Origin of the sequence: Methylobacterium amylolyticum, assembly GCF_030700245.1 — a bacterium.
In the GTDB taxonomy this organism is placed as follows: domain Bacteria; phylum Pseudomonadota; class Alphaproteobacteria; order Rhizobiales; family Beijerinckiaceae; genus Methylobacterium.
The window spans coordinates 1-17264 of the sequence record NZ_JAUYZI010000082.1; the positions used below are offsets into that span (position 1 = coordinate 1).

The 17264-nt window shown below is 71.4% G+C and carries 20 protein-coding genes and 1 pseudogene; 15 read left to right on the top strand and 6 right to left on the bottom strand.

Annotated features, from left to right (window positions below; genetic code table 11):
* The 13 genes from Q8W71_RS30525 to Q8W71_RS30585 form a co-directional block, all read left to right on the top strand.
* Positions 1-127: EF-Tu C-terminal domain-related protein (locus Q8W71_RS30525; protein WP_458351526.1), on the top strand; the 127-nt coding region annotated here is incomplete at its 5' end.
* 73 nt (positions 128-200) lie between these two features.
* Positions 201-509: a 30S ribosomal protein S10 gene (rpsJ, locus tag Q8W71_RS30530; protein WP_238206654.1), complete on the top strand. Its 309-nt coding sequence runs from the start codon at positions 201-203 to the stop codon at positions 507-509.
* A 50-nt stretch (positions 510-559) separates the two neighbouring features.
* Positions 560-1285 (top strand): 50S ribosomal protein L3, encoded by a 726-nt coding sequence (gene rplC, locus Q8W71_RS30535; protein WP_305529133.1) that lies wholly within the window; start codon positions 560-562, stop codon positions 1283-1285.
* Positions 1285-1905 carry a 50S ribosomal protein L4 gene (rplD, locus tag Q8W71_RS30540; protein WP_305529134.1) on the top strand — a complete coding sequence of 207 codons (621 nt, stop codon included), beginning with the start codon at positions 1285-1287 and terminating at the stop codon, positions 1903-1905. The genes rplC and rplD overlap by 1 nt, the downstream gene beginning before the upstream one ends.
* Entirely contained in the window at positions 1902-2198 is a 297-nt protein-coding gene (locus Q8W71_RS30545) for a 50S ribosomal protein L23 (protein WP_305529135.1), read from the top strand. The genes rplD and Q8W71_RS30545 overlap by 4 nt, the downstream gene beginning before the upstream one ends.
* Positions 2199-2219: 21 nt before the next feature.
* Positions 2220-3056, top strand: coding sequence for a 50S ribosomal protein L2 (rplB, locus tag Q8W71_RS30550; protein ID WP_305529136.1), 837 nt, complete (start codon positions 2220-2222; stop codon positions 3054-3056).
* A gap of 5 nt (positions 3057-3061) precedes the next feature.
* Positions 3062-3340 carry a 30S ribosomal protein S19 gene (gene rpsS / locus Q8W71_RS30555; RefSeq protein ID WP_305529137.1) on the top strand — a complete coding sequence of 93 codons (279 nt, stop codon included), beginning with the start codon at positions 3062-3064 and terminating at the stop codon, positions 3338-3340.
* A 1-nt stretch (position 3341) separates the two neighbouring features.
* Positions 3342-3728, top strand: a complete 387-nt coding sequence (gene rplV / locus Q8W71_RS30560) for a 50S ribosomal protein L22 (protein ID WP_305529138.1) — start codon at positions 3342-3344, stop codon at positions 3726-3728.
* A 10-nt stretch (positions 3729-3738) separates the two neighbouring features.
* Positions 3739-4485: a 30S ribosomal protein S3 gene (gene rpsC / locus Q8W71_RS30565; RefSeq protein WP_305529139.1), complete on the top strand. Its 747-nt coding sequence runs from the start codon at positions 3739-3741 to the stop codon at positions 4483-4485.
* A gap of 8 nt (positions 4486-4493) precedes the next feature.
* Positions 4494-4907 (top strand): 50S ribosomal protein L16, encoded by a 414-nt coding sequence (gene rplP, locus Q8W71_RS30570; protein WP_305529140.1) that lies wholly within the window; start codon positions 4494-4496, stop codon positions 4905-4907.
* 13 nt (positions 4908-4920) lie between these two features.
* Entirely contained in the window at positions 4921-5139 is a 219-nt protein-coding gene (gene rpmC, locus Q8W71_RS30575) for a 50S ribosomal protein L29 (RefSeq protein WP_305529141.1), read from the top strand.
* An 11-nt stretch (positions 5140-5150) separates the two neighbouring features.
* Positions 5151-5420, top strand: a complete 270-nt coding sequence (gene rpsQ / locus Q8W71_RS30580; RefSeq protein WP_305529142.1) for a 30S ribosomal protein S17 — start codon at positions 5151-5153, stop codon at positions 5418-5420.
* Between the two features lie 210 nt (positions 5421-5630).
* Entirely contained in the window at positions 5631-6836 is a 1206-nt protein-coding gene (locus tag Q8W71_RS30585) for an acyltransferase family protein (protein WP_305529143.1), read from the top strand.
* A gap of 65 nt (positions 6837-6901) precedes the next feature.
* Here the strand turns inward: Q8W71_RS30585 and recA are convergent, their stop codons facing one another.
* Positions 6902-7963, bottom strand: coding sequence for a recombinase RecA (recA, locus tag Q8W71_RS30590; protein WP_370875585.1), 1062 nt, complete (start codon positions 7961-7963; stop codon positions 6902-6904).
* A gap of 169 nt (positions 7964-8132) precedes the next feature.
* Here recA and Q8W71_RS30595 point away from each other — a divergent pair, with 169 nt between their 5' ends.
* Complete coding sequence (locus Q8W71_RS30595; protein WP_305529145.1) at positions 8133-9062, top strand: ketopantoate reductase family protein; 930 nt, start codon at positions 8133-8135, stop codon at positions 9060-9062.
* A gap of 5 nt (positions 9063-9067) precedes the next feature.
* Here Q8W71_RS30595 and Q8W71_RS30600 read toward each other — a convergent pair whose 3' ends face one another.
* Positions 9068-10267, bottom strand: coding sequence for an efflux RND transporter periplasmic adaptor subunit (locus Q8W71_RS30600; RefSeq protein WP_305529146.1), 1200 nt, complete (start codon positions 10265-10267; stop codon positions 9068-9070).
* A 301-nt stretch (positions 10268-10568) separates the two neighbouring features.
* On the opposite strand from Q8W71_RS30600, the gene Q8W71_RS30605 reads away from it, so the two are divergent.
* Positions 10569-13766, top strand: coding sequence for an efflux RND transporter permease subunit (locus tag Q8W71_RS30605; RefSeq protein ID WP_305529147.1), 3198 nt, complete (start codon positions 10569-10571; stop codon positions 13764-13766).
* A gap of 127 nt (positions 13767-13893) precedes the next feature.
* Here Q8W71_RS30605 and recF read toward each other — a convergent pair whose 3' ends face one another.
* From recF to Q8W71_RS30625, 4 genes and pseudogenes are all read right to left on the bottom strand, one after another.
* Positions 13894-15048 carry a DNA replication/repair protein RecF gene (recF, locus tag Q8W71_RS30610; protein ID WP_305529148.1) on the bottom strand — a complete coding sequence of 385 codons (1155 nt, stop codon included), beginning with the start codon at positions 15046-15048 and terminating at the stop codon, positions 13894-13896.
* 162 nt (positions 15049-15210) lie between these two features.
* Positions 15211-15531: a GIY-YIG nuclease family protein gene (locus tag Q8W71_RS30615; protein WP_305529149.1), complete on the bottom strand. Its 321-nt coding sequence runs from the start codon at positions 15529-15531 to the stop codon at positions 15211-15213.
* A 170-nt stretch (positions 15532-15701) separates the two neighbouring features.
* Positions 15702-16823 carry a DNA polymerase III subunit beta gene (gene dnaN, locus Q8W71_RS30620; protein WP_305529150.1) on the bottom strand — a complete coding sequence of 374 codons (1122 nt, stop codon included), beginning with the start codon at positions 16821-16823 and terminating at the stop codon, positions 15702-15704.
* Positions 16824-16988: 165 nt separating this feature from the next.
* Positions 16989-17264: pseudogene (locus tag Q8W71_RS30625) on the bottom strand (hypothetical protein); the annotation flags it as partial.

Consider the following 17264-nt stretch of genomic DNA (forward strand, 5'->3'; position numbering starts at 1 on the left):
GGGCGACAACGTGACGATGGACGTGCAGCTCATCGTGCCGGTGGCCATGGAGGAGAAGCTGCGCTTCGCCATCCGCGAGGGCGGCCGCACCGTCGGCGCCGGCGTCGTCGCCGCCATCAACGACTGAGCCACCTAAAGAAGAACCTGAAGGGAGCGGCGGGCCATCCGCCGCCCGCCGCCCCTCTCAAGGCCCGAAGGTCATGAACGGTCAGAACATCCGCATCCGCCTCAAGGCGTTCGATCACCGCATCCTCGATGCCTCGACCCGCGAGATCGTCTCGACGGCCAAGCGCACGGGCGCGCAGATCCGGGGCCCGATCCCGCTGCCGACGCACATCGCGCGCTTCACCGTCAACCGCTCGCCGCACATCGACAAGAAGTCGCGTGAGCAGTTCGAGATGCGCACCCACAAGCGCGTGCTCGACATCGTCGATCCGACCCCGCAGACCGTGGACGCGCTGATGAAGCTCGACCTCGCCGCCGGCGTCGACGTGGAGATCAAGCTCTGAGCCCCCGGCGGGCTTAGGGCTTCACCGTTCACCGCGCGAGGGAGAGACCTATGCGCTCAGGCGTCATCGCACAGAAGGTCGGCATGACCCGCGTCTTCACGGAGGCGGGCGAGCATGTCCCCGTCACCGTGCTCAAGATCGATCAATGCCAGGTGGTCGCGCATCGCACCGCCGACAGGGACGGCTACGTCGCGCTGCAGGTCGGCGTCGGCAAGGCCAAGGTCAAGAACGTGTCCAAGGCCGAGCGCGGCCGCTTCGCGGTCGCCAAGGTCGAGCCGAAGAAGAAGCTCGCCGAGTTCCGCGTCACCGAGGACGCGCTGATCCCGGTGGGCGCCGAGATCACCGCCGACCACTTCATCCCGGGCCAGTTCGTCGACGTGACGGGCACCACCACGGGTAAGGGCTTCGCCGGCGGCATGAAGCGCTGGAACTTCGGCGGCCTGCGCGCCACCCACGGCGTGTCGATCTCGCACCGCTCGATCGGCTCGACCGGCGGCCGTCAGGACCCGGGCAAGACCTTCAAGAACAAGAAGATGCCGGGCCACCTCGGCGTCGAGCGGGTCACGACCCAGAACCTGCGCGTCGTGCGCACCGATCCCGAGCGCGGCCTGATCCTGGTCGAGGGCGCGGTGCCGGGCGTCGCCGGCGGCTGGATCCAGATCCGCGACGCGGTCAAGCGCAAGCTGCCCGCCGACGTGCCCCTGCCGGGCAAGTTCCGCGAGAACGGCGCGTCCGCTCCGGCTGCCGAGGCTGCTCCGGCCGAGGAGAACGCGTGATGAAGCTCGATGTCACCACCCTCGACGGGGCCGGCGCCGGCTCGGTCGACCTGAACGAGGCGATCTTCGGCCTGGAGCCGCGGGCCGACCTCCTCCAGCGCATGGTCCGCTGGCAGCTCGCCAAGCGCCGCGCCGGCACCCACGCCGTGCAGAATCGCTCGGACGTGAACCGGACGCGCAAGAAGCTGTACAAGCAGAAGGGCACCGGCAACGCCCGCCACGGCGCGGCCTCGGCGCCGCAGTTCCGCGGCGGCGGCCGGGCCTTCGGCCCGGTCGTACGCGACCACAGCCACGACCTGCCCAAGAAGGTCCGCGCGCTGGCGCTCAAGCACGCCCTGTCGTCCAAGGCCAAGGCCGAGACCCTGATCGTCGTCGACGACATCCGGGTCGACAGCCACAAGACCAAGGGCCTCGTCGAGACCTTCGGCAAGCTCGGCCTCTCGAACGCCCTGATCATCGGCGGCCCTGAGGTCGACGTGAACTTCGGCCGGGCGGCGCGGGCGATCCCGCAGATCGACGTGCTGCCCGTGCAGGGCATCAACGTCTACGACATCCTGCGCCGCGACAAGCTCGTGCTGACGAAGGCGGCGGTCGACGCGCTGGAGGAGCGTTTCAAATGAGTGCCGATCCGCGCCACTACGACATCATCGTCGCCCCGGTCATCACCGAGAAGGCGACCAACCTGACCGAGCAGAACAAGGTCGTCTTCCGGGTCGCCCCGAAGGCCACCAAGCCGCAGATCAAGGACGCGGTCGAGAAGCTGTTCGACGTCAAGGTCACGGCGGTGAACACGCTCGTGACCAAGGGCAAGAAGAAGGTTTTCCGCGGTCTCCGCGGACAGCGCTCGGACGTCAAGAAGGCGATCGTGACCCTGGCCGAAGGCCACACGATCGACGTCACGACCGGGCTCTGAGGACGGATCGAGGACAGGCCGATGGCTCTGAAGACATTCAAACCGGTCACGCCGAGCCTGCGCCAGCTCGTGCTTGTGGACCGCCGTGAGCTCTACAAGGGCAAGCCGGTGAAGGCGCTGACCGAGGGCAAGACGTCCTCGGGCGGCCGCAACAACCTCGGCCGCGTGACCGTCCGCTTCCGCGGCGGCGGCCACAAGCGCGCGCTGCGCAACGTCGACTTCAAGCGGCGCGACCAGCTCAACGTGGCGGCGACCGTGGAGCGGATCGAGTACGATCCCAACCGCACGGCGTTCATCGCGCTGATCAAGTACCCCGACGGGACGCTCAGCTACATCCTGGCGCCGCAGCGGCTCGCCGCGGGCGACAAGGTCGTGGCCGGCGAGACCGTCGACATCAAGCCCGGCAACGCCGGTCCGATCGGCTCGATGCCGGTGGGCACCATCGTCCACAACGTCGAGCTGAAGATCGGCAAGGGCGGCGCCATCGCGCGGTCGGCGGGCAACTACGCCCAGATCGTCGGGCGCGACCAGGGCTACGTCACGGTGCGCCTGAACTCGGGCGAGCAGCGGCTGGTCCACGGCCAGTGCTTCGCCAGCGTCGGCGCGGTGTCGAACCCGGACCACATGAACATCTCGCTCGGCAAGGCCGGGCGCAACCGGTGGCTCGGCAAGCGCCCGCACAACCGCGGCGTGGCCATGAACCCGGTGGACCACCCGCACGGCGGCGGCGAGGGCCGGACCTCGGGCGGCCGCAACCCGGTCACGCCGTGGGGCGTGCCCACCAAGGGGAAGAAGACCCGCTCCAACAAGCGGACCGACGTCTTCATCCTGTCCAGCCGCCACAACCGCAAGAAGTAACTGCTATGGCACGCTCACTCTGGAAGGGGCCGTTCGTCGACGGCTACCTCTTCAAGAAGGCCGAGGCGGCGCGGGGCTCCTCGCGCTCCGAGGTCATCAAGATCTGGAGCCGCCGCTCCACGATCCTGCCGCAGTTCATCGGGCTGACCTTCGGGGTCCACAACGGACAGAAGCACATCCCGGTCTACGTCACCGAGGAGATGGTCGGGCACAAGTTCGGCGAGTTCTCGCCGACCCGCACCTTCCACGGCCACGCGGCCGACAAGAAGGCGAAGAGGCGCTGATATGGGCAAGCAGGCTACCCCCCGCGCGCTCCCCGAGAACGAGGCCAAGGCGGTGGCGCGCATGCTGCGCGTCTCCCCGCAGAAGCTGAACCTCGTCGCGCAGCTCATCCGCGGCAAGAAGGTCGACACGGCGCTCGCCGACCTGCAGTTCTCGCGCAAGCGGATCGCGGTCGACGTGAAGAAGTGCCTCGAGAGCGCGATCGCCAACGCCGAGAACAACCACGACCTGGACGTCGACGATCTCGTCGTGTCCCAGGCCTTCGTGGGCAAGGCGCTGGTGCTGAAGCGCTTCCACGCCCGCGCCCGCGGCCGCGGCGCGCGCATCCTGAAGCCCTTCTCGAACCTCACCATCGTGGTTCGCGAAGTCCGCGCCGCGGAAGCGGCGTGAGGAGGATCTGATGGGTCAGAAAGTCAACCCGATCGGTCTCCGGCTCGGCATCAACCGGACCTGGGATTCCCGCTGGTTCGCCCAGAAGGGCGAGTACGCCAAGCTCATGCACGAGGACGTCGCGATCCGCGCCGCCCTCATGAAGCAGCTCAAGCAGGCGGCGGTCTCCAAGATCGTCATCGAGCGCCCGCACCGGAAGTGCCGCGTCACCATCCACTCGGGCCGTCCGGGCGTGGTGATTGGCAAGAAGGGCGCGGACATCGAGAAGCTGCGCAAGCTCGTCGGCACGATGACCAAGGCCGACGTGACCATCAACATCGTCGAGGTGCGCAAGCCCGAGATCGACGCCACCCTGGTGGCCGACTCGATCGCCCAGCAGCTCGAGCGCCGCGTCGCCTTCCGGCGCGCCATGAAGCGCGCCGTGCAGTCGGCGATGCGTCTCGGCGCCGAGGGCATCCGCATCAACTGCTCGGGCCGTCTCGGCGGCGCCGAGATCGCGCGCCAGGAGTGGTATCGCGAGGGCCGCGTCCCGCTGCACACCCTGCGGGCGGACGTGGACTACGGCACCGCCACGGCGTTCACCACCTACGGCACCTGCGGCATCAAGGTGTGGGTGTTCAAGGGCGAGATCCTCGAGCACGACCCGATGGCTCAGGACAAGAAGGCCCAGGAAGAGGGCGGCCGCTCCGGCGGACGTCGTGAGCGCGACGGCGAGGGCGGCCGCGAGCGCGGGCGCCGCGAGCGCGAGCACGCGTGAGGTAAGCCATGCTGCAACCGAAGAAGACCAAGTTCCGCAAGCAGTTCAAGGGCCGCATCCACGGTGCGGCCAAGGGCGGCTTCGACCTGAACTTCGGCCAGTTCGGCCTGAAGGCGATGGAACCCGAGCGCGTCACCGCCCGGCAGATCGAGGCGGCCCGCCGCGCGATCACCCGCGAGATGAAGCGCCAGGGCCGGGTCTGGATCCGGGTGTTCCCGGACGTTCCGGTCTCGTCGAAGCCCACCGAGGTCCGCATGGGCTCCGGCAAGGGCGCCCCGGATTACTGGGCCGCCCGCATCCATCCCGGCCGCATCATGTTCGAGGTGGACGGCGTCGCCGCCGACATCGCGAAGGAGGCCCTGCGCCTCGGCGCGGCCAAGCTCCCGGTGCGCACGCGCATCATCACCCGCATCGCCGACTGAGCGGGAGGGACACGTGAAGTCGACCCAGAGAGCGTCTGATCTGAAGGCGATGTCGCCGGATCAGTTGAACGACGAGTTGCTGTCGCTGAAGAAGGAGCAGTTCAACCTGCGCTTCCAGGGCGCCACCGGGCAGCTCGAGAACGTCGCCCGCGTCCGCGAGGTCCGGCGCGACATCGCCCGCGTCCGCACGCTGCAGCGTCAGAAGACGCTCGCGGCGGGCGCCAAGGCCTGAGGAGAATCGAGATGCCGAAGCGCGTCCTGCAGGGCGTCGTCGTCAGCGACAAGGGCGAGAAGACCGTCGTCGTGAAGGTGGAGCGCCGCTTCACCCACCCGGTGATGAAGAAGACTGTGCGCCGCTCGAAGAACTACCACGCCCACGACGAGGCCAACGCGGCCAAGGTCGGGGAGACGGTGTTCATCGAGGAGTGCCGCCCCTACTCCAAGCTCAAGACCTGGAAGCTGGTCGAGGGTGCGGCCGCCGGTGCCGCGGAGCCGGTCGCGGCCGAAGCCTGAGCCCCGGAGGAGCCGGGCCCGATCGCCGACGATCGGGTCGCGTCTCCGGGTGTCGTCTCGTGACCCGCGCGCGGGCGCGGGGATCTGACCGCCGGCGCGGCTCGGGGACGCCCCATCGCCGCCGAGTTGCCGGCTTCGCGTGCGAGAGCCCGGCCCGCGGCCGCCGGAGCGGCGGCTCGGCAAGGGTAGGCGCGTGACGATGGCAGGCGCGTGACGATCGGCTATCCCGTCGCATCGATCCTTCTCGGCGCCCTAGGCGCCGGCCTGGTGGCTTGGCTCGCGGCGTTCCTCGTCGCCCGCGCCGGCTTCCCGCTGCCCCCGTCGCGGGGCCGGATCGGCTGTCTCGACGGCCTGCGCGGCCTGCTCGCTCTCGCGGTCCTCGTCCATCACGGCATCGTCTGGTTGCAGGTCGAGCGGCTCGGCGGGGCGTGGGCGCCGCCGGCCCTGAACCTGTTCAACCAGCTCGGCGCGGGCGCCGTCGGCCTGTTCTTCATGACGACCGGCCTGCTGTTCTACCCGCGCGTGCGGGCGGGCGTCCGGGCCTGTTCCTGGCCGGCGCTGCTGACGGGGCGGTTCTTCCGGATCGTGCCGCTGGTGGCGGTCTCGGTCGGGCTGGTGACGGCGCTGATCGCCGTCCGGACCGGGCGGGGGCTGGATGCGGGGTATCCGGCCGCGGCGTTCCGCTGGATCTCCGCCTGGGACGAGCCGCCGCTGCTCGGCTACCCCGACAGCGGCCGGCTCAACGCCTACGTGCTGTGGTCGCTTCGCTACGAGTGGATCTTCTACCTGCTCGTCCTGCCCGCCTGCGCGCTCGCCCGCGACCTGACCCGGGGCCGGCTGCCGGCCTGGACGATCCCGGCCGCACTCCTCGTCGGCGCGCTGTGCGTCGGCGCCTCGCAGGTCCGGACGCGGCCGATGCCGCAGATCCTGCCGCTGTTCGCGCTCGGCATGCTGACCTGGGAGGTGCAGGCGCGGGAGCGGGTCGCCCGATGGCTGCGGACGCCCGCGGCGGCGGTTCTGGCCGTTGCGGCGCTGGCGGCCGGGATGGTCGCGGCGCCCTCCCCTTACGGTCCGGCCCTGCCGCTGTTCGCCGGGTTCTTCGCCTGCGTCGCCTGCGGCAACACGCTGGGCGGCCTTCTGCGGACGCGGGCGGCCCTGGTGCTCGGGGAGTGCTCCTTCGGGATCTACCTGCTGCACGGCCTCGTGCTGAGCGTGCTGTTCACCGATCTGCGCGGCGTGACGGCGGCGATCCCCACCGACGTGCTGCCCCTGGTGCTGCTGCCGGCCGCCGCCCTCGTCGTGGCGCTGGTCACGCCGCTGACCTACCTCGCCGTCGAGCGTCCGGCGATCCGGCTCGGCGCCCGCCTGGTCCGGCGGCGGTCGGCCGCGCGCGGGCCCGCGCCGGCTACGGCCTGAAACGCGAAGGGCGCGCCGTACCGACGGCGCGCCCTTGTTCGATGGCCCTCGGGATGCGGGGCCGCTCAGGCCTCGCCCTCGTCGAGGTCGTCCGCGGTCGGCTTGGCGTTCTCCAGGATCCGCTCGGCCACGAGCCCCGAGTTCTGCCGGATCGCCCCCTCGATCTTGGCGGCGATCTCGGGGTTGTCGCGCAGGAAGCCCTTGGAGTTCTCGCGGCCCTGCCCGAGGCGCTGGCTGTTGTGGGAGAACCACGCGCCGGACTTCTCGACGATGCCGGCCTTCACGCCGAGGTCGATCAGCTCGCCGACCTTGGAGACGCCCTCGCCGAACATGATGTCGAACTCGACCTGCTTGAACGGCGGCGCGACCTTGTTCTTCACCACCTTGACGCGGACCTGGTTGCCGATCGCCTCGTCGCGCTCCTTGATCGTCGAGATGCGGCGGATGTCGAGGCGCACCGAGGCGTAGAACTTCAGCGCGTTGCCGCCGGTGGTGGTCTCCGGGCTGCCGTACATCACGCCGATCTTCATCCGGATCTGGTTGATGAAGATCACCATGCAGTTCGACCGGGAGATCGAGCCGGTGAGCTTGCGCAGCGCCTGGCTCATCAGCCGGGCCTGGAGGCCGGGCTGGCTCTCGCCCATCTCGCCCTCGATCTCGGCGCGCGGGGTGAGGGCGGCGACCGAGTCGACCACCAGCACGTCGATGGCGCCCGAGCGCACCAGCGTGTCGGTGATCTCCAGCGCCTGCTCGCCCGTGTCGGGCTGCGAGATCAGCAGGTCGTCGAGGTTGACCCCGAGCTTGCGCGCGTAGACCGGATCGAGCGCGTGCTCGGCGTCGACGAAGGCGCAGACGCCGCCCTTCTTCTGGGCCTCGGCGATGGTGTGGAGCGCCAGCGTCGTCTTGCCCGACGATTCGGGGCCGTAGATCTCGATCACCCGGCCCCGCGGCAGGCCGCCGACGCCGAGCGCGATGTCGAGGCCGAGCGAGCCGGTGGAGACCGTCTCGACCTCCTGGACCTTGTCGGTCTTGCCGAGCCGCATGATCGAGCCCTTGCCGAAGGCGCGCTCGATCTGTGACAGGGCGGCGTCGATCGCCTTCGACTTGTCCTTGTCCACGGGAGGCATATCCACCACTTTCAGCGCCGGCTGGGCCATCTTGCAGGATCCTTATGAAGAGGATGGGCGCCGTTCACAACGCGCCGCGTCCGGCATTTATGTACCTGTTTTGTTCTCATCTCACAAGGGCGGTAGAGGGCGCGCAGACGTTCCGCCTGTGGATGCGCGGGAGGGTGGTATGGCGAAGGTGGCGATCGTAGGCTGCGGCGCGATGGGCTCGGTCTACGCGGCGCTGATGGCCTCGGCCGGCCACGCGGTCCACGCGGTCACCGCCTGGCCCGATCACGCGGCGGCGATGGCGGCGCACGGCCTGCGGGTCGAGGGCGCGAGCGGCGACCGGACGGTGCGCCTCGCCAGCGCCGCCACCGGCACGGAGGGGATCGGCCCCTGTGATCTGGTGATCGTCGCGACCAAGGCGTTCGACGTGGCCGCCGCCGCCCGCGCCAGCCTCCCGCTCGTCGGCCCCGACACGGTGGTGCAGACGATCCAGAACGGGCTGGGCTCGCCGGAGATCGCGGCGGAGATCCTGGGCGCGGAGCGGATCGCGGTGGGTGTCGTCGGCGGTTTCGGCGCCTCGCTGCGCGCGCCCGGCCACATCCACCACAACGGCATGGAGATGATCCGCTTCGGCGCGCTCGCCGGGCTGCCCCGGCCGGCGCTGGAGGCCTCGGCGGCGATCTGGGAATCGGCCGGCTTCGCGGTCAGCCTGTTCGACGACATCGGCCGGATGGTCTGGGAGAAGCTGATCATGAACGTCACCTTCTCCGGCACCAGCGTCGTGACCGGGCTGACGATCGGCGGGATCATGGCCGACCCGAACGCGTGGCGGGTGGCGGAGGGCTGCGCCCGCGAGGCGGTGGCGGTGGCCGGGGCGATCGGCGTGCGCATGCAGATCGGCGACCCGATCGCCCATATCCGCACGCTCGGCGGCAAGATCCCGCACGCCAAGCCGTCGATGCTCCTCGACCACGAGGCCGGCCGCCGCGGCGAGGTCGAGGCGATCAACGGCTCGATCCCGCGGCTCGGCCGCGCGCGCGGCGTGCCGACGCCGGTGAACGAGACGGTGGTGGCGATCGTCAAGGCGCGCGAGGCCGGGTTCCCGGCCTGAGCCCCCTACTCCGCGTCGGCGCGCTGCGGACCGGCCGCCGGGGTGCCGGCCGTGCCGGTCTCCACCGTGACCTTCACGCCCTGGCGCATGTCCTGGAGGTGGTCGACCACCACCCGGTCGCCTGGCTTCAGCCCGTCGAGGATCGCGGTCTCCTCGCCGAACGTGTCGCCGGTGGTGATCGGGCGCTGCTGCACCACGCCGCCCGCATCGACCACGTAGACGATCTGCTGGGCGAGCTGGGCCGAGAGCGCGATCGTCGGCACCAGCAGCTTCTCCTCCTCGCCGACCTTGACCCGGGCGCGCACGAACTGGCCGGGCAGGAAGCGCTCGTCCGTGTTCGGGAGCAGGGCCCGCACCAGCCGGCGGGCGGTGCGCGGGTCGAAGCGGTTGTCGAGCTGGTAGATCCGCGCCGCGCGCACCGGCTTGCCGGCCTCGTCCAGAACCTCGACCGTGACCGGGCCGGCCTGCATCGCCTCGCGCACCGCCTCCGAATCCTCGGACGAGAGCGCCATCTGCACGTCGATCGGATCGACCTGCACCACGGTGACGAGCTGGGTCTGGTTCTCGATCACGAGGTCGCCGGGGTTGATGACCGACAGGCTGGCGCGCCCGTCGAACGGCGCGTTCACCACCGCGTAGTCGAGGTTGAGCTTCTGGCGGGCGATGGACGCCTCCGCCGCCTGGACCTGCGCCGCCGCCACCGCGGCGTTCGACTGGAACTGCTGGAGGCGCTGCTCCGAGGCGTAGCCCTTGTCGGCCAGGGTGTCGGTGCGGGCGACCTCGGCCTGGGCGAAGGTGAGCTGCGCCTCGGCCTGCCCCTTCTGTGCCTCGGCCTGGGCCAGAGCCACCTGGAACGGGCGCGGGTCGATCCGGAACAGCACCTGCCCCTTCTTGACGTGGCCGCCCGGCTCGAACGGGCGCTCGACCACGTTGCCGGTCACCCGCGCCTGGATCGCCGCGTCCTGCTGCGAGATGATCGTGCCGGTATAGGTGAAGCTGATCGGCACCCGCGTCGTCCGCGCGGCCACCACGTGGACGCCGATCGGCGGCTCGGATTCGGCGCCGGATGGCGGCGCCTCCGCCGACAGGGGCAGATGGGCGAGCATCCGCTCCGGCGACGGGCGTCCGGCGACGAGCCAGCCGATCCCGGCGAGCACCGCCACCGCCGCCACGCCCCACGCCCCGTATCTGATGGCCGCCCGCACCGTTCCGCTCTCCCTTCGACGCGCCGGATATAGGCCGTTAAAGACGACCCGCTTCTTCAGATCCTCCGATCGCGACCGCGGGGCCGCGACGGCGGATATTGCAGTCTCTGGTTGCAAGACGGATCGGGATCGGCCCGATCCCGCGGCTCGACTGCCGTGAGCCCGGCCCAGGGGAACACGCTCAGGCGCCTCGCGTTGCATGCCCGATCACCGCGGAGGCGCCCGAGCCCCCGTTCGATCGCGCCGTCCCGGGCTCGCCCGGCCCCGGCGGGACCACCGGACGGGGAGCAGACGGGCCGGCATGTTCGCGTATTTCGTCGACCGCCCGGTGCTGGCCGGGGTGATCTCGGTGCTGATCACCCTGATCGGCGCGGTGGCCGGCCTCGCCCTGCCGATCGCCCAGTTCCCCGAGATCGCGCCGCCGATCATCAACGTCTCGGCCACCTACCCCGGCGCCAGCGCCCAGCAGGCCTACGAGGCGGTGACCACGCCGCTGGAGCAGGAGATCAACGGCGCCCAGCACCTCCTCTACATCGCCTCGACCAGCAACACCGACGGCAGCGTCAACCTCGACGCCACCTTCGAGATCGGCTCCGACCTCGACGCCGCCGCCGCCGAGGTGCTGACCCGGGCGAGCCGCGCCGAGGCGCGCCTGCCCGCCGCCGTGCGGTCGCAGGGGCTGGAGATCCTGAAGAGCTCGCGCCAGCGGCTCGGCAACATCGTGCTCTACGCCGAGCCCGGCGCGCCCTACGACGAGCTGTTCCTGGCCAACTGGGCCGAGACGCAGGTGATCAAGCCCCTGCGCCGGGTCGAGGGCATGGGCCGCATCCTGAACTTCTCCCAGAAGCGCTACGCGATGCGCCTGTGGCTCGACCCCGTGAAGATGGAGGCGCTGGGGATCGGCCCGGACGCCGTGGTCAACGCGGTCAGCCAGCAGAATGAGCAGATCACCACCGGCTCGCTGGGCAAGCCGCCCACCGACGGCAAGCCGACGCCGTTCGAGCTCCAGATCGTCACCCAGGGGCGCCTGCGCAGCCCGGCCGAGTTCGGCGCCATCCTGCTGCGGGCCAACCCGGACGGCTCGGTGGTGCGGGTGCGCGACGTCGCCCGGGTCGAACTCGGCTCGGAGCAGTACGGGGTGCGGTCGAGCTTCGACGGGCGCCCCTCCGCGACGCTCGGCCTCTACCAGACCCCCGGCGCCAACGCCGTGCAGGTGATGGCCGGCGCCCGCGCCACCATGGAGGACCTGGCCAAGCGCTTCCCCCCGGGCCTGAAATACAGGATCGCCCTCGACCGCACCGAGTTCGTGCGCGAGGCGATCCGCGAGGTCGTGCACACCCTGTTCGAGGCGCTCGTCCTCGTGGTGATCGTCACCTACCTGTTCCTCCAGAACTGGCGGGCGACCCTGATCCCGGCGATCGCCGTGCCGGTGGCGCTGATCGGCACCTTCGGGCCGATGGCCCTGCTCGGCTTCTCGTTCAACACCCTCAGCCTGCTCGGCATGGTGCTCGCGGTCGGCCTCGTGGTGGACGACGCGATCATCGTCGTCGAGAACACCGAGCGGCTGATGGACGAGGGGATGGAGCCCCGCCCCGCCGCCCGGGAGGCGGTGCAGGAGGTCGCCGGCCCGGTCATCGCCACCACGCTGGTGCTCGCCGCCCTGTTCGTGCCGGTGGCGTTCATCCCCGGGCTGACCGGCCAGCTCTACAACCAGTTCGCGCTCACCATCGCGATCTCGGTGATGATCTCGGCGGTGGTCTCGCTGACCCTGACGCCGGCGCTGTGCGCGCTGATCCTGAAGCACCGGCCGGAGGGGGCCGCGCAGGGCGGCCGCTGGCGCGCGCCGCTGCGCTGGTTCAACGCCGCCCTGGAGCGCGCCGCCCGCTGGCTCACCGCGACGATCGGGCTGCTCGCCCGCCACCTCGTCCTCGTCGGGCTCGTGTTCGCGGCCTTCGCGGCGCTGACCGTCTGGATGGTGATGCAGCGCCCCACCGGCTTCGTGCCGAACGAGGACCAGGGCTACTTCTTCGCCGACGTGGCCATGCCCAAGGGCGCCTCGGTGGCGCGCACCGACCGGATGGTGGAGCGCCTCGGCAAGAGCCTGCGCGAGATGCCCGAGGTCGAGCACACGATCGGCGTGATCGGCCGCAGCATCCTCGCCGACGCGGTGGCGCCGTTCTACGGCTTCCAGATCCCGACCCTGAAGCCCTGGGGGGAGCGCGCGGCCTCGGCCGACCAGATCATCGCCCGGGTCCAGAAGGAATTCCGGCACGATCCGGACGGCAAGGTGCGGGTGGTGAACCCCTCGCCGCTGCCGGGGCTCGGCACCCGCTCCGGCCTGACGCTGGAGATCCAGGACCGCTCCGGCACCGGCGGGATCAAGCTCGCCCAGGCGGCCGAGCGGTTCATCGCGGAGATGACGAAGAACCCCGCCATCGCCCAGGCCATCCCGACCACGAGCTACGGCGTGCCGCAGATCCGCCTGGAGATCGACCGGGCCAAGGCCGAGCAGCTCGGGGTGCCGCTCCAGAACCTGTTCGACGCGCTCGGCACCTATGTCGGCTCGACCTACGTCAACCTCTTCAACCGCTTCGGCTTCGTCTACCAGGTCTACGTCCAGAGCGAGGCGGCCGGCCGGCGCACGATCCAGGACGTGGAGGCGCTGCCGGTGCTCAACACCCGCGGCGAGGCGGTGCGCGTCGGCTCGCTGGTGCGGGCGCAGTTCACCACCGGCCCCACCGCCGTCCTGTCCTACAACACCTACCCGGCGATCGAGGTGGCGATCGAGGTGGCCGAGAGCGCCAGTTCCGGCACGGTGCTGCGCGCCGTCGAGGCGCTGGCCCAGCAGAAGCTGCCCTCGGACTACGCGGTGGAATGGACCGACGTGGCCTATCAGGAGAAGGTCGCGGGCGGCTACGCGCCGCTGATCTTCGGCCTCGGCGTGCTGATGATCTTCCTCTTGCTCGCCGGCCAGTACGAGTCCCTGCGCCTGCCGTTCGTGATCCTGCTCGCCACCCCGATCGCGATCTTCGGGGCGATCGGCTCCCTGGCCCTGCGGGGGCTGGAGCTCGACATCTTCGGGCAGATCGGCCTGCTGCTGCTCGTCGGCCTCGCGGCCAAGAACTCGATCCTGCTCGTCTCCTTCGCCGAGGATCTGAGGCGGCAGGGGGAGGACCCGCTGAAGGCCGCCCAGGATGCCGCCCGCCTGCGCATGCGCCCGATCCTGATGACCTCGCTCGCCTTCATCACCGGCTCGATCCCGCTCGCCATCGCCACCGGGGCCGGGGCGAACGCGCGGATCTCAATGGGCACGGTGGTGATCGGCGGCCTCCTGATCGCGACCTTCGTCACCCTGTTCGTCACCCCGACCTTCTACGTCGCCGCCGAGCGGTTGCTCGGGAGCGGAAAGACGGAGCCGGGCGGCACGAGAGAGCAGGACGGCAAGGCCGGGGACGCGGACGGGAAGGCGGGAGGCGGCGCGCCTAAGCCGGCCGGCTGAGGAGGCGCGGGACCGGGGCGGATCCCGCCCCGATCCCGATCATCCGAGCCTGCCGCGTGGGCAGGCCGGCGCAGGCGCCGTCGCCGGGTCGGCCGCGCGGCCACGGGCGACGGCGGTGGGCGCGCGCTCACCCGCCGATCCGCAGCACCTGCGTGCGCGGCCCGGCCTGGGCGAAGGCGTCCGGGTCGGCCCCCGTCATCCAGACCTGTCCGGGCAGGGCGTCGAGCGCCTCGAACAGGCCGGCCCGGCGGCGCGGGTCGAGATGGGCGGCGACCTCGTCGAGCAGGATCACCGGCGGGATGCCGCTCATCACCCGCACGAGGCGGGCGTGGGCCAGCACGAGGCCGATCAGCAGCGCCTTCTGCTCGCCGGTGGAGGCGGTGCCGGCCGGTACGTCCTTCGGGCCGTGGCGGACCACGAGGTCGGTGGTCTGCGGCCCCGTCAGCGTGCGTCCGGCGGCGCGGTCGCGGTGGCGGCCGTTGCGCAGGCCCAGCCGGAAGCGGTCCTCGGCCTCGATCGCCGGCCAGACCGCCACGAGGTCGTCGAGGTCGCCCTCCAGCCGCACGGAGGCCCAGGGGAAGGGCTGCGCGTCGTCGCGGGTCTGGCCGATCAGCCGGTCGAGGCGCTCGACGGTCTCGCGGCGGGCGAGCGCCACGGCGACGCCGAGTTCGGCGACCTCGCGCTCCACCGCGTCGAGCCAGCGGCCGTCGTCCGGGCGCTCGTCGAGCAGGCGGTTGCGCGAGCGCAGGGCCCGCTCCAGGGCCGAGACCCGGGCGCCGTGGCCGGCATCGACCGCGAGCACCAGCCGGTCGAGGAAGCGCCGCCGGTCCCCCGCCGGCCCCCGGAACAGCCCGTCGAGGTCGGGGGTCAGCCAGACCACCCGGAGGAACTCGCTGAACGCCACGGGCGAGCCGGCCGCGCCCCCGTCGACGCGGCACAGGCGGCTCGCGCGCCCGTCCGGCCCCGGCGGCTCCAGGCCGGTGCCGAGGCGGTGCTCGGCCCCGTCCCGCTCCAGCGTCAGCGACACGGCGAAGCCGCCCGGACCGCCGGTGCGGGCCATGGCGGCGAAGTCGGCGCGCCGCAGCCCGCGGCCGGGGGCGAACAGCGAGATCGCCTCCAGCACGTTGGTCTTGCCGGCGCCGTTCTCGCCCACCAGCGCCACGAAGCGGGTCTCGGCGGCGAGGTCGAGATCGGCGTGGTTGCGGAAGTCGCGGGCGATCAGGCGGGTGAGGCGCTGGGACGGAGCGTCCGATGCTGCGCGCGGATCGGGCGTCTCGCTCATCCGTGACCCGGATCGTTGCCGATCGCGTTCGCCTCTGCCCGCGTCATCCCGCCAAACCACCTCATCCTGAGGTGCCCGCGCGAGCGGGCCTCGAAGGAGCCCTCCAGTACCCGCCGCGATCCCTGGAAACCTCCTTCGAGGGCTCCGCTTCGCTGCGCCACCTCAGGATGAGGTGGTTTGATGGGATCGCTGCCGGGTGCCAGACCGCTTCGCCAGCACCTGCACCGCGTCCCAGTCTCCGCGGATCAGGGCTTCCTTCTTGGCCCTGCCCCACCCTTTGATGCGTCGCTCGGCGGCGATGGCGTCCGTGATACGGTCGAACGCCTCCGCGTAGACCAGTTCGACCGGGCGCCGCCGGCTCGTATAGCCCGGGAACGTGCCGGCTTGATGCTCGCCCAGTCGCTTGTCCAGCGTCTGCCCACGCGCGGAGCCGACATAGTAGCTGCCGTCCGAGCAGCGAAGGATGTAGACGAATGCGTTCATCCCGCGCCCCCGCATAGCCGGGCGACCTACATTTTCGGCGGGCGCGACACGTGGCTGCGCGTTGCGGGAGCCCGCCAACCGGCCGCGCGATCCCTGGAGCCCTCCTTCGAGGGCCGCTCGCGCGGCCACCTCAGGATGAGGGCGGTGGGTGGGACGAGCCGGCGTCGCGATCACACCCGCATCGGCATCAGCACGTACAGCGCCGCCGAGCCCTCGCGGTCCTGGATCAGGGTCGGGGAGCCCGGGTCGGCGAGCTTGAACAGGGCGGTGTCGCCTTCGAGCTGGGCGGTGATGTCGAGGAGGTAGCGGGCGTTGAAGCCGATATCGAGGGCGGAGGCGCCGTAATCGACGTCGAGTTCCTCGGTGGCGCTGCCCGAATCCGGGTTGTTGACGGAGAGCGCGAGCCGCCCCTCGGTCAGCCCGAGCTTCACCGCCCGGCCGCGCTCCGAGGAGATCGTCGAGACGCGGTCGACCGCCTTGGCGAAGGCGTCGCGCTCGACCGTCAGCCGCTTGTCGTTGTTGGCCGGGATCACCCGCTGGTAGTCGGGGAAGGTGCCGTCGATCAGCTTGGAGATCAGGGTCAGGCCGTCGGCGAAGCGCAGGCGGACCTTGGCCGGCGACAGGTCGACGCCGACGCTCTCGCCGCCGTCGTCGAGGAGCTTCTGGATCTCGGCGACCGCCTTGCGGGGCACGATCACCCCCGGCATGCCGGGGCTGCCCGCGGGCGCGGGCATCTCGACGCGGGCGAGGCGGTGCCCGTCGGTCGCCACCGCCCGCAGCACCGGCTGCCCCTCGGCCTCCAGCACGTGCAGGTAGATGCCGTTGAGGTAGTAGCGCGTCTCCTCCGTCGAGATCGCGAACTGGGTCTTGTCGATCAGCCGCTTGAGGTCGGCGGCGCCGATCTCGAAGCTGTGCGGCATCTCGCCGGCGGCGAGGTCGGGGAAGTCGCCCTCGGGCAGGGCGCCGAGCGCGAAGCGGGAGCGGCCGGAGCGGATCGTCATCTGCCCGCCCTCGCCGCCGGTCTCCAGGGAGACCTGGGCGCCGTCGGGGAGCTTGCGCACGATGTCGTAGATGACGTGGGCCGGCACGGTGGTGGCGCCGGGATCCGACACGTCGGCGGGCACGCTCTCGGTCACCTCGATGTCGAGGTCGGTCGCCTTGAGCTGGAGGGCCGAGCCCTCGGCGCGGATCAGCACGTTCGACAGGATCGGGATCGTGTTGCGCCGTTCCACGACCCGGTGCACGTGGCCGAGCGACCTGAGAAGGGCCGCGCGCTCGACGGTGACTCTCATCGTTTGACTCTAACAGCTCGGGGCCGCGGCGGCCCGCTCGGAAACCGGCCGATCAGCTTGGCGAAGGGGGCGGGTGAAGGCAAGGCCGGGACCTTGCGCGCCGCACAGGCGCGCCGGCCCATGGTTTCCCGGGCCTGGCTTTCGCGGGCGGGGAGCCATCCGGGGTCAGCCGCGCTTGTCGAGCGGCCGCCCGAGCAGGCGGGCGAACTCGGCCTCGATCTCCTCCACCGAGAACGGGTTGCTGGCGGTCCGCGCGGGCGGCTCCGCGGCGGGCTCCGGCAAGGGTTCCGGCACGGACGCCGGGGACGGCCCGGCAACCGGTCCGGGGGTGGGCGGCGAGGCGGGCGGCGGCGCGCTCGCCCGCCCCCCCGCGCTCGCCCCGGCCGGCGGGCGCGGCGGCGCCCGCGGCGGCACCGGCCGGGGGAGTTCGGCCGCGTCCGG

Bases quoted from the DNA above. Each gene is read 5' to 3' on its own strand.
- rpsJ (WP_238206654.1), top strand. From the start codon at position 201: ATGAACGGTCAGAACATCCGCATCCGCCTCAAGGCGTTCGATCACCGC.
- rplC (WP_305529133.1), top strand. From the start codon at position 560: ATGCGCTCAGGCGTCATCGCACAGAAGGTCGGCATGACCCGCGTCTTC.
- rplD (WP_305529134.1), top strand. From the start codon at position 1,285: ATGAAGCTCGATGTCACCACCCTCGACGGGGCCGGCGCCGGCTCGGTC.
- Q8W71_RS30545 (WP_305529135.1), top strand. From the start codon at position 1,902: ATGAGTGCCGATCCGCGCCACTACGACATCATCGTCGCCCCGGTCATC.
- rplB (WP_305529136.1), top strand. From the start codon at position 2,220: ATGGCTCTGAAGACATTCAAACCGGTCACGCCGAGCCTGCGCCAGCTC.
- rpsS (WP_305529137.1), top strand. From the start codon at position 3,062: ATGGCACGCTCACTCTGGAAGGGGCCGTTCGTCGACGGCTACCTCTTC.
- rplV (WP_305529138.1), top strand. From the start codon at position 3,342: ATGGGCAAGCAGGCTACCCCCCGCGCGCTCCCCGAGAACGAGGCCAAG.
- rpsC (WP_305529139.1), top strand. From the start codon at position 3,739: ATGGGTCAGAAAGTCAACCCGATCGGTCTCCGGCTCGGCATCAACCGG.
- rplP (WP_305529140.1), top strand. From the start codon at position 4,494: ATGCTGCAACCGAAGAAGACCAAGTTCCGCAAGCAGTTCAAGGGCCGC.
- rpsQ (WP_305529142.1), top strand. From the start codon at position 5,151: ATGCCGAAGCGCGTCCTGCAGGGCGTCGTCGTCAGCGACAAGGGCGAG.
- recA (WP_370875585.1), bottom strand. From the start codon at position 7,963: ATGCCTCCCGTGGACAAGGACAAGTCGAAGGCGATCGACGCCGCCCTG.
- Q8W71_RS30595 (WP_305529145.1), top strand. From the start codon at position 8,133: ATGGCGAAGGTGGCGATCGTAGGCTGCGGCGCGATGGGCTCGGTCTAC.
- Q8W71_RS30605 (WP_305529147.1), top strand. From the start codon at position 10,569: ATGTTCGCGTATTTCGTCGACCGCCCGGTGCTGGCCGGGGTGATCTCG.
- recF (WP_305529148.1), bottom strand. From the start codon at position 15,048: ATGAGCGAGACGCCCGATCCGCGCGCAGCATCGGACGCTCCGTCCCAG.
- Q8W71_RS30615 (WP_305529149.1), bottom strand. From the start codon at position 15,531: ATGAACGCATTCGTCTACATCCTTCGCTGCTCGGACGGCAGCTACTAT.
- dnaN (WP_305529150.1), bottom strand. From the start codon at position 16,823: ATGAGAGTCACCGTCGAGCGCGCGGCCCTTCTCAGGTCGCTCGGCCAC.